This is a genomic window from Halomonas sp. 707B3 (assembly GCF_024158645.1).
Lineage (GTDB): Bacteria > Pseudomonadota > Gammaproteobacteria > Pseudomonadales > Halomonadaceae > Vreelandella > Vreelandella lionensis.
In genome coordinates, this window is sequence record NZ_JAMZBE010000019.1 from 22,843 (window position 1) to 36,703 (window position 13,861).

Sequence of the window (13,861 nt, forward strand, 5' to 3'; positions counted from 1 at the left end):
CGGCTCAGGCAGCGTATCGATCACATCGCTCACGCCGCCTGCAAGAAACGCTGCTTAGGCAGCTTCTGCTTCTTGCTTCTGGTCGCGCAGGGCGGCCAGAGTACGAACCAGCTTGCCAGCGGAGGCTTCTTTCATTACCGACATCAACTTGGCAATTGCCTCGTCGTAAGTCGGCAGGGTTGCCAGACGATCGATGTCAGCAGCCGGAATCAGCTCACCTTCGTAGGCCAACGCCTTAACTTCGAAGTTCTTCTCGTCTTTAGCGAACTCTTTGAACAGACGAGCAGCAGCGCCCGGGTGTTCAGTAGAGAAAGCCAACAGAGTAGGACCAACAAAGCTCTCGTTCAGACACTCCCACTGAGTGCCTTCGAGTGCGCGGCGAGCCAGCGTGTTACGAACAACACGAAGCTCTACACCGTTCTCACGCGCCTGCTTACGCAGATCGGTCATTTTACCAACCGTGACGCCGCGAGAATCGGCAACTACGACGGAGAGTGCGCCCTTGGCCGCTTCACTGACCTCGGCAACAATCGCTTTCTTGCCTTCAAGTGCTAGTGGCACAGTGATCACTCCTTCGTGCCGGAACCCATAAAAGGCTCCGGTGGTTACCATCTCTTCCAGGTTATGACTGCTAACCCTGGAAGCCTTAGGGGATGGTGCTCACCAGAAAGCGGCTTGCGAAAAGCGTTAACCAACTGGCGGCCACACCATCTGCGCAGGCGCTCTAGGGCGATTAAGCCGCCCAATCTTCAAAAGACAAGGCGGCACCTGCGGTCTTTGACGGCGCCTCGCTTGGCATAACACCAAACGAGGGACCGCAAAGTTCTTGCTCGGTTCTTACTAAAAACCTGCCGACAACTCGCTTATACCAGCGCAGAGTGGTCGATAGTCAAACCCGGGCCCATGGTAGAGGACAGGGTAATCTTCTTAAAGTAGATACCTTTAGAGGAGCTCGGCTTGAGCTTCTTCAGGTCGGCAACCAGCGCTTCCAGGTTGCCCTGAACAGCGGTCGCTTCAAAATTAACTTTACCCAGCGTGGTGTGGATAATACCGTTTTTGTCGGTACGGAAACGTACCTGACCCGCTTTGGCGTTCTTGACCGCAGTCGCCACGTCAGGCGTTACGGTGCCAACTTTCGGGTTCGGCATCAGGCCGCGCGGACCAAGAATCTGGCCCAGCTGACCTACAACGCGCATCGCATCCGGAGAGGCGATAACCACGTCGAAGTCCATCACGCCTTTCTTGACCTGCTCAGCCAGCTCGTCCATACCCACGATGTCAGCGCCTGCTTCTTTAGCAGCATCGGCGTTAGCACCTTGGGTGAAGACCGCTACGCGTACGTCTTTGCCAGTACCGTTAGGCATAACGGTGGCGCCACGTACAACTTGGTCAGATTTACGCGGGTCAACGCCAAGGTTGATCGCAACGTCAAGAGACTCGTTGAACTTAACAGTAGACAGCTCAGAAAGCAGCGCAACGGCTTCTTCCAAAGAGTATGCTTTGCTCGGGTCTACTTTCTCGCGAATAACTTTCGCGCGCTTAGACAGTTTAGCCATGATCAGAGACCCTCCACGTTTAAGCCCATGCTACGAGCGCTGCCAGCGATGGTGCGCACCGCGGCGTCGAGATCAGCAGCCGTCATATCCGGCTCTTTGGTCTTAGCGATCTCTTCGAGCTGCTCGCGAGTCACGGTACCAACCTTCTTCTTGTTCGGCTCACCAGAACCAGACTTGATGCCCGCTGCTTTTTTCAGCAGAACGGCAGCCGGCGGTGTCTTGGTGACGAACGTGAAGCTACGGTCAGAGTAGACAGTGATCACGACAGGCGTCGGCAAACCTGGCTCAATTTCTTGAGTGGCAGCGTTAAACGCCTTACAGAATTCCATGATGTTCACACCGTGCTGACCCAGCGCGGGGCCTACGGGCGGACTCGGGTTGGCTTTACCTGCAGCAACCTGCAGTTTGATGTAAGCCTGTACTTTCTTGGCCATGGTAAATACTCCAGTTGGGTGATAGCGCCTGACGGCTCCCCGGTACGCGTAAAGCAGCGCTGGGCTGCTTTACATGAATCCAGAGTGGCACGCACTGCGCACCACCCTGCAATATTATGAACTTACTCTTTTTCTACCTGAGAGAATTCAAGCTCAACAGGCGTCGCACGCCCAAAGATCAGTACGCTGACCTGCAGGCGGCTCTTGTCGTAGTTCACTTCTTCAACGACACCGTTGAAATCAGCAAACGGACCATCAATAACGCGGACAGACTGACCCGGCTCAAACATAGTTTTGGGCCGCGGCTTGTCGGTACCATCTTTCACACGACGCAGAATTGCTTCGGCTTCGCGGGTAGTAATCGCGGCGGGTTTCTCTTTGGTACCACCAATAAATCCCATGACGCGTGGCGTTTCATTCACCAGGTGCCAGGTTTCGTCTACCATTTCCATCTCGACAAGAACGTAGCCGGGATAGAATTTGCGCTCACTCTTACGGCGCTTACCGTCGCGCATTTCAACCACTTCTTCCGTCGGCACCAGGATCTCGCCAAAGCGATCTTCCATGCCATACATCTTCACACGCTCGATAAGCGAGCGCATGACATGCTTTTCAAAGCCGGAATAAGCGTGGACGACGTACCAACGTTTGGACATGAATGCTCCTAACCAATGACGCCGGACATCGCCCAGCCAAGAAGAGTATCGATCAACCACAGCATCAGACCCACCACCAACACAGCTACCAGCACAATGGCGGTTGTCTGAATGGTTTCAGGACGGGTCGGCCATACAACGCGCTGAATCTCTTTCTTGGCGCTTATGGCAAGCTCAACTAAATCGCGACCTTTTGTGGTTGTTAAGGCGATCAAACCAGCAAGCGCACACAACACCACCACACCCAAGACGCGGTAGAGCAGGCCAATATCGGCGAAATAGGTATTACCAACGACTGCAACGACAAGCAGCGCCACAACCGCCGCCCACTTGAGCCCGTCATGGCGCGCCTGTTGCACCTCTGCGCCATGTTTTACGGAACTAGGCTTCATAAAAACGAGACTCCTAAGGGTGCAGCGAGCGACAAAGGAATTCTAGAAAAGACATACCAACCTGGGGAAGGTTGGCAGGCCAGGAGGGAATCGAACCCCCAACCTGCGGTTTTGGAGACCGCTGCTCTGCCAATTGAGCTACTGGCCTGTATCGTCATGCACGCAAGCAAACGCCTACGCAACAGCGGGCGCCATAATAGCGGAGAAACCTCCGCCTGACAACCCTTACTTTTACCCTTCCCAAACCACCGAAGGGCAGAGACAAAAAAAGCGAGCTTCGCTCGCTTTTTCCGCAATATGGAGCTCATGGACGGAATTGAACCGTCGACCTCACCCTTACCAAGGGTGTGCTCTACCCCTGAGCTACATGAGCCAAAACACATCAAACTGGAGCGGGCGGCGGGAATCGAACCCGCACCATCAGCTTGGAAGGCTGAGGTTCTACCATTGAACTACGCCCGCCGAACTTGCCTATAGAATGACAATCCGTTGCACGAGAAACAGTAGCTAATGCCCGCTTACCGGCTTTTCATTCCCAAACTCTGATTAAATCAGCGCTTGATAAATCTGGTGGAGAGGGAAGGATTCGAACCTTCGAAGCTTTCGCGGCAGATTTACAGTCTGCTCCCTTTGGCCACTCGGGAACCTCTCCAGCTGTGGCGGCACATTATGCCAGCCTCCAAAACGGTGTCAAGCCTGCAAACTCTTTATTTATCAAAGCCTGCTGGATGCAACGCCTTCTTAAGCGCAGCTTCCGCTCTGGAACGCGCTGCATTCTGTCAAAGCAGCATCGAGAATGCAAGGCCTGCGCGAATTTTTTCTAATGATACCGGTTCTGGAACCCGAGGAGCACCTGACATCTTGCCCGCCCGTTCGGCAAAGGTGAGCGGAAAACTGGCCTCAAGCCCGCCATATACCATATCGGGCCATACCGCATGGGGCACCTGCACACCGCGGGAAACGACTCTGGCATCACCACCGGTGAGCAGCACTGGTAGCGCCACCCCCTGCTGGTCACACACTTCGCTATAGATACGGTTAATCGCACTGACGGCTGCCATATAGATACCGTGATTCACAGCATCCACCGTGCGCCGCCCTGGCTCTAGCAATGCATCGGCTTCGCTTTCCGGGTCGATGGCGACGTTGCGCGTTCCTAGCTTCAGACTCTCTTTCATGAGCCGCAGGCCGGGAATAATGAAACCACCCAGGTGCACACCGCCAGGTAGTACGAAGTCAATGGTAATGGCGCTACCGCAATCCACCGCGCAGCAACCACCCGCCAGCTGGTAGCCCGCCAGCGCTCCCATCCAGCGGTCAACGCCCAACCGGCCCGGCTCTTCATAACCATTGACCACGCCGAGCGCTTCTGGCGTTGAGCGCGCCACATAAACGTGACGCACCTGACGGCGTAGCAACGTCACAGTCTCATCCAGCACAGCAGCCCTGGCCACACTGGATATCCGCACGGCTTCGACGACATCCAGGTCGGGAATATCCGCCCCCGGGCGCCACTCTTCCCGTGTCCACACGGCACCTCGCGAGCGGATCTCACTGCTCTCGGCATCTTTAAGCCGCCATTTCGACAGCGTGTTGCCGATATCCAAATCCAAAATCATAAGCGCCTACGTACGCTGATCTCACCGCCCGATAGGCGTCGCGAGTGACCGTTTTCAGTAACCCACAGGTTACCACTCTCATCCACATCTCCCGCCACAGCATCGCTTGAGCGCTCACCTTGAATCACTCGGATGGGTAGGCCTGCATAAGCATGGCGCTGATTCCACGCATCAAGCCAAGGCGCAAAGCCACTGTTTTCAAAGCCCGCCAGCATACCCAACAGCCCCGACACCATATCGGCAGCCAACTGGTTGCGGGAAATACCTGCCTTGGCATCAAACAGCGCCGCCACCGGCTGGTCAATGGTGGCCCGCAAGCTATCCGGTAACGACAGGTTCATGCCCATGCCAATCACTACTTCACAAGGGCCTGCCGCATCACCGGTCACTTCAATCAAAATACCAGCCAACTTACCTAACTCATCACCTTTCTCGGCCAGCAGTACATCGTTAGGCCACTTTAGCTTGGGCGATACGCCATACTGCTCAAGCACCTGAGAGACCACCACGCCGACTGCTAGGCTTAACCCCTCCAGGGCATTAATGCCTGACTCAAAGCGCCAGCCTGTCGACACCATTAGGCTCTGCCCCCAGGGGGTCGACCACACTCGTCCACGGCGACCGCGCCCGGCAGTTTGCAGCTCGACGAAGCACACCTCGCCATGCCCGGCCCCCTGTGAAAAGCGCTCGCGCAGGTACTCGTTACTTGAAGGAAGCTGATCTTCAACAAATAAGCGTGCCAACAAGTGGCGAGCATCGGCAGGCAGCCGCTCGACGATTTTGGCACCGTCTAGCGGTTCCAACGGATGTGCCAACCGGTAGCCACGCCCTTTCACGGCGACCAGCTCCACGCCCAGCGCTTCTAATTTTTTTAGCTGTTTCCACACGGCGGCTCGGGAAACGCCCAGCGCTTCGCCTAATTGTTCACCGGAATGAACTTCGCCATCGCTCAACAAACGCATCAGGTTACCGATGGTCATGTGCTTGCCCCAACTGGGAAAACGCCTATCTTAACGGAAGCGTCACAACAGCGAAAACTGCCGCGTTTAGGTTATTGACTTGCTGCTTTATTTAAGACAGCGCTGGTAGTGGACCGCCCCCAGACCCTATAATGCCGCCCTATTTTTCCAGCAGGATCGCGTCGTGATCGAGAATCTTCGCAACATTGCCATCATCGCCCACGTTGACCACGGTAAAACTACCTTGGTAGACAAACTGTTAAGCCAGTCCGGCACGCTCGACCGTAAGGCCGAAGGCCAAGAGCGTATCATGGACTCTAATGACCAGGAGAAGGAGCGTGGTATTACCATCCTGGCCAAAAACACCGCTATTCAGTGGCAGGATGGTAATGGTACGGGCTACCACATCAACATCGTGGACACCCCTGGGCACGCCGACTTCGGTGGCGAAGTTGAGCGTGTTATGTCCATGGTGGACTCGGTTCTGCTGCTGGTTGACGCCGTAGACGGCCCGATGCCACAAACCCGCTTCGTTACCCAGAAAGCCTTCTCCCAGGGCCTGAAGCCGATCGTGGTGGTTAACAAAATCGACCGCCCCGGTGCACGCCCTGATTGGGTTATCGACCAGATTTTTGATCTGTTCGACAACCTGGGTGCCACTGACGAACAGCTCGATTTCCCGATTATCTACTGCTCGGCGCTGAACGGTATTGCTGGTATGGATCCGGAAGCGCTGGCCGACAACATGGACCCGATGTTCCAAGCGATTGTGGACATCGTTGAGCCACCGAAAGTTGAAGTTGATGGCCCCTTCCAGATGCAGATTTCTGCCCTGGACTACAACAGCTACGTCGGCGTTATCGGTCTTGGCCGCATTAAGCGCGGTTCTGTGAAGCCTAACCAGCAGATTTCAGTCATCAGTGTTGATGGTACGACTCGGAAAGGCAAAATCGGTCAGGTCATGACCCACATGGGCCTTGAGCGAGTTCAAACCACCGAAGCCACCGCTGGCGATATCGTATGCATCACAGGCATCGAAGACCTGGCCATCTCGGACACTCTGTGTGACCCGAGCGCCGTTGAAGCGCTGCCGCCGCTGTCTGTTGATGAGCCGACCGTTTCTATGACCTTCCAGGTCAACGACTCGCCATTCGCGGGTAAAGATGGCAAGTTCGTCACCAGCCGTAACATCAAAGATCGTCTGGAGCAGGAACTGATTCACAACGTCGCCCTGCGCGTCGAGCAAGGCGAAACACCCGAGAAATTCAAAGTCTCTGGCCGTGGCGAACTGCACCTGTCGGTACTGATCGAAACCATGCGTCGTGAAGGCTTCGAGCTGGCCGTTGGCCGTCCGGAAGTTATCATCAAAGAGATCGACGGTGTTAAGCAAGAGCCCTACGAAGAAGTCATCATCGACTGTGAAGAACAGCACCAGGGCTCCATCATGGAAGAGCTTGGCTACCGTAAAGGTGAGATGACCAACATGAACCCGGATGGTAAAGGCCGAGTTCGTTTGGACTTCATTATCCCGGCGCGTGGCTTGATCGGTTTCCGTGGCCAGTTCCTGACGCTAACTTCCGGCACCGGCATCCTGACCAGCCGTTTTGACCACTACGGCCCGCTGAAGCCCGATGCGTCTATCGAGCGTCGTAACGGCGTGCTGGTGTCTATGGTAGGCGGTAAAGCGCTGGCTTACGCACTGTACGCCCTTCAGGAGCGCGGCAAGCTCATCATCGACCACGCGACCGAAGTGTACGAGGGCATGCTGATCGGTATTAACAACCGTGCCAACGACATGGTGGTGAACCCGACCAAGGGTAAAAAGCTCGATAACATGCGCTCTACCGGTAACGATGAGAACATCGTTCTAACGCCGCCGATCAAGTTTACCCTTGAGCAAGCCATCGAGTTCCTGGACTCCGATGAGCTGGTAGAAGTCACGCCCAGCCACATCCGCCTGCGCAAGAAGCACCTGACCGAAAACGAGCGTAAGCGCGCTAGCAAAAAGTAAGCTAACCCCGCCTCATTCACGAGGGCGCTGATTGAGCGGTCTGAAGGTACTGGCTGTTGGCATTGCTTATCAGGATTCGCATCTTCAGCGCGAGTGGCTGTTGAGTAATGCCAAAACGCTGGAATTTTCCCGCTTTCTTATAGCTCTTTGGAATCAATTGCGGCCGTCCAAGCAGCCGCGACAGCGTGGCTTGAGACGGCCGGTCCTGGACCAGGGGCGTCATGCCGCGTGCATCGCCGTTGCATGAGGGCGTCCAGATGGATAGGCTTTCACCCATAGCGGATGGCTCTCTTGGTTCAGGTTCTTGGCGGAACACACTGAATTTTCAAGAGAATACCATTCGCTATCTTCGTTATCAGGTCGGCCTCATGAATAAGCCGGGCTTAATCTGGAACCGTCACGCCAAAAACACAAGCAACGGTTTCTAACACTCGTGGTTTTCTGACGCCGACGCGTCTAGTCGCTCTGCCAAGCGCTTCTGGCGGCGCTTGTTGCGGTACATACGCACCAGCGCAATGACCAGTGCACACGCCACCATAGCGGCCAGCACACCGCCCTGCCAGGGGCGTGCTGCGTCGCCGAGGACGGTTTCGAGGGTAATGATGAGCGCCAGGCCAAGTGCCTGGGTACCTATGGCCAGGGCGCGCAGGGTGTCAAAAGAGGATTGCGGCATCGACATCTCCGTCATGTGAAGCGTGCATGGTATGGTGGCCCAGTGTACCTGCTTATCGGAACGACTATGAATGCCATTGCTCTCGGTCCACTGCTGATTTCCACACCCCGCCTCTATGCCTTTGGCTGTGCACTGCTGCTGCTTGTCAGTAGTCGCTACCTGCTGGGGCTGCCCGCTAAGCAGCATGGCCGTTGGTTTAATGGCTTGCTGGTGGTGTGGCTACTGGGGGCACGCGTGGCGTTTGTGGCCCTTAACTGGGAGAGTTATAGCGCTACCCCGCTCGACGCCCTAAAAGTGTGGCAGCCGGGCTATCACGCGCTGGGTGGACTACTTGCCGGTTTACTGTGGACCGGCTGGACACTGCGTGCACGTCTGCTGGCGATGATCGGCGGACTCGCCATGACGGTAGGGGCCGTTAGCCTCTGGTTGGTGCTGGTCACGCTGGCCCCGCTAGGCCAGCAATTTGCCGTGGCATCACTGCCCGACGTCACCCTGGAAGACCTCGATGGAAACGCGGTTAGTCTCTCCTCGCTGACGAATCAAGATGAGCTCATTATCGTGAATTTATGGGCCACCTGGTGTCCCCCCTGCCTGCGTGAAATGCCGCTGCTGGAAGAGGCCGACCAGCGCGAGGGCGTTACTGTCGTGGTGGCCAATCAGGGCGAGGACTTACTACCTATCGCACGCTACCTAGACGAGCAGTCGCTGAGCTTTCGCTACCCGTTGCGCGACCCACAGCAAACCCTAATGGCCCAGTTTCAAGCCCCAGGCCTCCCCACTACTGTGCTATTTGACCAGACAGGCAAGACGCTGGACGTCCATGTGGGAGAGCTCACTCGAGCACAGTTAGAGCGCTGGTTAAGCGATTGACCACGATAGACCTTAATACCCCCGTTGCTTTGCGTTAGAATCCCCCGCCCTGTTTGCCACTGGTGACCTGCCCAGCGGCGTACGACCGATTTTGACGACTTCCTCGAGGCATCATGAGCGATTTTTCTCCCGGCCAGCGCTGGATTAGCGACGGCGAGGCTGAGCTTGGACTCGGCACCGTGCTTAACTGCGACGCCCGTAGCGTTACCATCTTGTTCAGTGCCAGCCAGGAAACCCGTACCTACAACACCCGCCAAGCACCGCTCACCCGCGTCATGTTCGGCAGCGGCGACCGCGTGCTCTCTGCCGACGGCTGGCAGATGATCGTTGATGACAGCAAAGAGACCCGCGGCCTGATCACCTACATTGGTGAAGATAGCGAAGGCAACCTGCGCGAACTGCCTGAGGCGAAGCTGGCCGACACCATGCAGTTTGACCAAGCCCGTGACCGCCTGCTGACCGGTCAGGTAGACCGTAACGACTGGTTTGATCTGCGCTTTCGTACGCTGCACCACTATCAGCGCATTGAGCAGCACAGCGCGCTGGGCTTTGCTGGGCCACGTATTGATCTCATTCCCCACCAGCTCTATATCGCCGACGAAGTGGCCGGACGCCATGCGCCGCGGGTACTGCTGGCCGACGAGGTAGGCCTGGGCAAAACCATTGAGGCGGGCTTGATTCTCCACCGCCTGCTGCTGGCAGGCCGGGTAGAGCGCGCGCTGATTCTGGTGCCCGACAGCCTGACCCACCAGTGGCTGGTAGAGCTGCTGCGCCGTTTCTCACTAAACGTGACACTGCTGGACGAGCACCAGAGCCAAGCCCACGGCAGCGCCAACCCGTTCGAGAGCGCCCAGCTCGTGCTGGCCAGCCAAGGCTGGCTGTTCGCCAACATTCATCGCCAGGACCAAGCCCTGGCCAGCCGCTTCGACCTGCTGATTGTCGATGAAGCGCATCACCTGGACTGGAGCCCAGAAAGCAGCGGCCCCGGCTACCAGTGCGTGGAACAGCTCGCCTCTGAGATCCCGGGCTTGCTGCTGCTCACCGCCACGCCAGAACAGATGGGGCTGGAGAGCCACTTCGCGCGCCTGCGCCTGCTGGATGCCGAGCGCTACCACGATATCGAGCGCTTCAAAGAGGAGGAGCAGCACTACGTGGCGGTGGCCGAGGCCATCGATGCTCTCGAGGAACTGCCCCAGACCGCGAGCGCCCGTGAACGCGTCGCCGCCGTAGCCGACGACCGAGATAGCCAAGCGCTGCTCGCCACGCTGTGCCACCCAGAGGCAAGCCCTGAGCAGCAGGACGCCGCCCGCGTCCAGCTGCGCGATGCGCTGTTAGACCGCCATGGCACCGGCCGCGTGATGTTCCGCAACAGCCGCCGCCATGTGGGTGGCTTCCCTGAGCGCCGCCTGCACTTGGCCGAGTTGGAGCTGCCGTCGGCTTACCGCCGCGTGTTGCGCCGCCTGGAGCGCGACGACGACTACCTGGACGAGCTGCTGATCGAAACCGGCATGGACCACCCGGACGTACTGATCTACCCGGACGCCATGTACCGCGAGTTAAGCAACGATCCGCTGAACACCGAGTCCTGGTGGCATATCGACCCACGCGTCAACTGGCTGCTGGAAAAACTCAGCGACGACAGCGAGACGGGCTTTGCCAACGACAAAGTACTGGTCATTGCCCACCATCGCGAAACCGCCGAAGGGCTCGCGGAGGGCCTGCGGGTCTTGGGCGGCTACCATGCGCCGGTCTTCCACGAAGGGCTGTCGCTCGTCGAGCGCGACCGAGCCGCCGCCGCGTTTGCCGATGAAGAGGATGGCTGCCAGGTCTTGGTGTGTTCTGAGATTGGCTCCGAAGGGCGTAACTTCCAATTCTGCCGCCACCTGGTCATGTTCGACATGCCGCAGCACCCCGACCAGCTAGAGCAGCGTATTGGCCGCCTTGACCGGATCGGCCAGCGCCACGCCATCGAGCTGCACGTGCCCAACTTCACCGGCAGCCCCAGCGAGCGTCTGATGCGTTGGTACCACGAGGGTATGGATGCCTTCAGCGCGCCCCATGGGGTGGGCAGCGACCTGTTCGATGCCTTTGGCGATGCCCTGGCCGAGGCGCTGCTCGACGATGAAGCGCTCGACGAGATTATCGAAGAGACGCGCGAGATGTTCACTGCCAAGCTGTCCGAACGGGATGCGGGTCGCAACCGCCTGCTGGAGCTTAATGCTTGCCGCCCAGCACGAGCACAGCAGGTGATTGAGGCGGTACGCGAGCTGGACGAGGACCCGGCACTGCCCCGCTACGTGGAGCGCGCGCTGGATATCTTCGGGGTCGATAGCCAGGAGATCGGCAATGGCCTGCTCCACCTTCAGCCCAGCCAGCATATGCTGGATGGCCTGCCGGGGCTGGTAAAAGGCGAAGAGGGCTTTTCCGCCACCTATAGCCGCACTCAGGCGCTGGCGCGGGATGATGTTCAGCGGCTCTCCTGGGAACACCCGCTGCTGCGCGAAATGATGGGCCGCATTCTCGACGGCACCATGGGCAACACGGCGCTGGCGCTGCTGCGCCACCCAGCGATCCCCAGCGGGCGCTTAATGGCGGAACTGGTGTTCCGCACCCACTGCCCGGCACCCAAATCGCTGCACCTGAACCGCTTTTTGCCACCCACCGCCGTGCGGGTACTGTTGGATGAATCAGGGGCTAACCTGACCAGCAAGATCTCCTTCACCGGGCTGGGCAAAAATCTGCAGAAGGTGAACAAGTCGCTGGCACGGGACTTGATCAAAAGCCGCCATGACCAGCTACGCGAACTCCTCACCCAAGGGGAAGGCGAAGCCGAACGGGAGCTGCCGAGCATTGTTGAGGCCGCTGAAACCCGTATGCGTGCCCAACTGGATGCCGAGCTGGCCCGCCTGACGGCGCTGGCAGAGCACAATCCGGCAGTACGCAGCGAAGAGCTGGAAGCGCTGAAACAGGAGCGCCAAGCACTGAGCAGCGCGATTGAGAATACCCGCCTGCGGCTTGACTCCGTACGGGTCATTATCACCGTCGACCCGAACGCTTGAACTAGGCAAGTACCCGCTGGTGGCGCTATAAAATCGCCGCCAGCGCTTGCTTCAGCGTCGGGTATTGGAAATGAAAGCCTGCCTCGCTCAAGCGCGCCGGGCGCATATCCGCACCGGTAAGCAGCAGTTGTGACATCTCCCCAAAGCCCGCTTTCAGCACAAAAGCGGGCACCGGAAACATGGCCGGACGATGCAGCTGCTTGGCCAGCGCTTGGGTGAATTCGGCGTTGGTCACCGGATGCGGTGCGCTGCCGTTAAAGGCACCTGACAAGGTCGGCTCGTTGATCAGAAACATAATCGCCGCTACCAAGTCATCCCGGTGAATCCAGGGCATGAACTGCTGACCATCACCAAATCGCCCGCCTAGGCCGAGTTTGAACGGCGGCAGCATTTTCTGCAGTGTACCGCCCCCCGCTTCGAGCACCAGCCCAATACGCAGAATCGCCAGCCGGATGCCCATCGTCTCCACGGGCTTGGCCGCCGCTTCCCACTGAGCGCACAACCGATGGGCGAACTCGTCATGGGGCGTGGTGGATTCATCCACCACTTTGCTGCCCTGATCACCGTAGTAGCCCATGGCCGAACCGCTCACCATCACTTTCGGTAAGGGCTGACCATTGGCCGCCAGCTGCTCACAGAGCGCAATCAGCTGCTGAGTACTTTCCACCCGTGAACGAATCAGCCGCTCTTTCTGCTCGGCGCTCCAGCGCTTTGCCGCGATGGACTCCCCCGCTAGGTTTACCAACGCATCCGGCGGTGTATCCACAAAGGCTTGGGCACTATCACGGATATCGCATGCCTTGGGTAGTTTTCCCCGCACGTCGTGGGGCGTGCGAGATACCACCTGTACATCGTGCCCCTGGGCAATGAGCTGTTGGCAGAGCCGTTGGCCTACAAAGCCGCTTCCCCCGGTAATTAATACCCGCATGGTGTCACTCCTTTGGCGTTGGACGTCACTTGCGCCAGCGTAGTCGCCACGACTGATCCATCAGATGGTTGATATCAAAAAGTGGTCACCGCACCGTCGCGCACGTTGCATAGCGCTTAATTGTACAATACTTATACATAACTGCTACAATAAATTTAGTTGAGCACTACCTTACTCGCGAGGATTTATGGCTGAACCGGCAAGTGTAACCTTCACTCCCTCCACCGCGCCCACCTTTGCGAGCAAAGTTGCCGACTGAACAGTATGGCCACTTCGATCATGTGGTGATCAGCGCGCCGCCTCCCCAGGCAAAAGCGCTGCGGGCAGTCAGTCATTCTTATACAGCGAGCGCGGTTTATGGCTATACGGCGGCAGCTTTCGTGGCAGCCGCGTGGAGGATGCATGGCTCTCCGGTGACGAGTTGGGAGAGGCATTATTAGGCCGGTCGGTCTAATGGAAGCTAACGCGAGGCCACACCCAAAGGGACACAGCAAAGGTTGTACCTAGTAGCCACAAGTTGTACAAAGGTGCCTATAATAGCGTGAACCTATCTAACCGATTAGGTGCTATTCAGCAAATCGCTACACGACTAAGTGGCCTAGCGCCGAACTGGTGCGACAACACGGCCACCGCAATTATTGACAGACCCTTGCGGCATTTGCCGCAGGCAACCAAGAGGCAATGGCGCCCATGAGCAACAAGGC

At 57.7% G+C, this 13,861-nt stretch carries 13 protein-coding genes and 4 tRNA genes; 3 read left to right on the forward strand and 14 right to left on the reverse strand.

Going from position 1 to position 13,861, the window contains the following annotated elements; all coding sequences use genetic code 11:
• Positions 1–54 precede the first annotated feature (54 nt).
• The 11 genes from rplJ to BIS10_RS04600 form a co-directional block, all read right to left on the reverse strand.
• The gene (gene rplJ, locus BIS10_RS04550; protein WP_062373728.1) at positions 55–561 is read right to left on the reverse strand and encodes a 50S ribosomal protein L10; all 507 of its coding nucleotides are present in this window, start codon (positions 559–561) and stop codon (positions 55–57) included.
• 302 nt (positions 562–863) lie between these two features.
• Positions 864–1,556 carry a 50S ribosomal protein L1 gene (gene rplA, locus BIS10_RS04555; protein WP_253502942.1) on the reverse strand — a complete coding sequence of 231 codons (693 nt, stop codon included), beginning with the start codon at positions 1,554–1,556 and terminating at the stop codon, positions 864–866.
• Between the two features lie 2 nt (positions 1,557–1,558).
• Positions 1,559–1,990, reverse strand: coding sequence for a 50S ribosomal protein L11 (rplK, locus tag BIS10_RS04560; protein ID WP_139527863.1), 432 nt, complete (start codon positions 1,988–1,990; stop codon positions 1,559–1,561).
• A 122-nt stretch (positions 1,991–2,112) separates the two neighbouring features.
• The gene (gene nusG / locus BIS10_RS04565) at positions 2,113–2,646 is read right to left on the reverse strand and encodes a transcription termination/antitermination protein NusG (protein ID WP_159340656.1); all 534 of its coding nucleotides are present in this window, start codon (positions 2,644–2,646) and stop codon (positions 2,113–2,115) included.
• Positions 2,647–2,654: 8 nt separating this feature from the next.
• Positions 2,655–3,038: a preprotein translocase subunit SecE gene (gene secE, locus BIS10_RS04570; RefSeq protein WP_235253003.1), complete on the reverse strand. Its 384-nt coding sequence runs from the start codon at positions 3,036–3,038 to the stop codon at positions 2,655–2,657.
• A 72-nt stretch (positions 3,039–3,110) separates the two neighbouring features.
• Positions 3,111–3,186: transfer RNA gene (locus tag BIS10_RS04575), tRNA-Trp, on the reverse strand.
• 150 nt (positions 3,187–3,336) lie between these two features.
• Positions 3,337–3,411, reverse strand: a tRNA-Thr gene (locus tag BIS10_RS04580).
• 15 nt (positions 3,412–3,426) lie between these two features.
• Positions 3,427–3,500, reverse strand: a tRNA-Gly gene (locus BIS10_RS04585).
• 106 nt (positions 3,501–3,606) lie between these two features.
• Positions 3,607–3,690, reverse strand: a tRNA-Tyr gene (locus BIS10_RS04590).
• Between the two features lie 127 nt (positions 3,691–3,817).
• Entirely contained in the window at positions 3,818–4,657 is an 840-nt protein-coding gene (locus BIS10_RS04595; protein ID WP_054644986.1) for a type III pantothenate kinase, read from the reverse strand.
• Positions 4,654–5,637 (reverse strand): biotin--[acetyl-CoA-carboxylase] ligase, encoded by a 984-nt coding sequence (locus BIS10_RS04600; protein ID WP_253502945.1) that lies wholly within the window; start codon positions 5,635–5,637, stop codon positions 4,654–4,656. Before BIS10_RS04600 ends, BIS10_RS04595 begins: the two co-directional genes overlap by 4 nt.
• Before the next feature lie 163 nt (positions 5,638–5,800).
• Between BIS10_RS04600 and typA the strand changes: the two genes are divergently transcribed.
• Complete coding sequence (gene typA / locus BIS10_RS04605; protein ID WP_062362766.1) at positions 5,801–7,627, forward strand: translational GTPase TypA; 1,827 nt, start codon at positions 5,801–5,803, stop codon at positions 7,625–7,627.
• Positions 7,628–7,643: 16 nt separating this feature from the next.
• Here the strand turns inward: typA and BIS10_RS04610 are convergent, their stop codons facing one another.
• The gene (locus tag BIS10_RS04610; RefSeq protein WP_062373733.1) at positions 7,644–7,904 is read right to left on the reverse strand and encodes a hypothetical protein; all 261 of its coding nucleotides are present in this window, start codon (positions 7,902–7,904) and stop codon (positions 7,644–7,646) included.
• 147 nt (positions 7,905–8,051) lie between these two features.
• Positions 8,052–8,300 (reverse strand): hypothetical protein, encoded by a 249-nt coding sequence (locus BIS10_RS04615; RefSeq protein ID WP_044630330.1) that lies wholly within the window; start codon positions 8,298–8,300, stop codon positions 8,052–8,054.
• Positions 8,301–8,366: 66 nt separating this feature from the next.
• Here BIS10_RS04615 and BIS10_RS04620 point away from each other — a divergent pair, with 66 nt between their 5' ends.
• Both BIS10_RS04620 and rapA read left to right on the forward strand, forming a co-directional pair.
• Positions 8,367–9,170 (forward strand): TlpA disulfide reductase family protein, encoded by an 804-nt coding sequence (locus tag BIS10_RS04620; RefSeq protein ID WP_062373735.1) that lies wholly within the window; start codon positions 8,367–8,369, stop codon positions 9,168–9,170.
• A 113-nt stretch (positions 9,171–9,283) separates the two neighbouring features.
• Positions 9,284–12,229 (forward strand): RNA polymerase-associated protein RapA, encoded by a 2,946-nt coding sequence (gene rapA, locus BIS10_RS04625; protein WP_253502949.1) that lies wholly within the window; start codon positions 9,284–9,286, stop codon positions 12,227–12,229.
• 25 nt (positions 12,230–12,254) lie between these two features.
• Here rapA and BIS10_RS04630 read toward each other — a convergent pair whose 3' ends face one another.
• A complete protein-coding gene (locus tag BIS10_RS04630; protein ID WP_253502952.1) occupies positions 12,255–13,157 on the reverse strand; it encodes a TIGR01777 family oxidoreductase in 903 nt (300 codons plus the stop codon).
• Between the last annotated feature and the right edge of the window lie 704 nt (positions 13,158–13,861).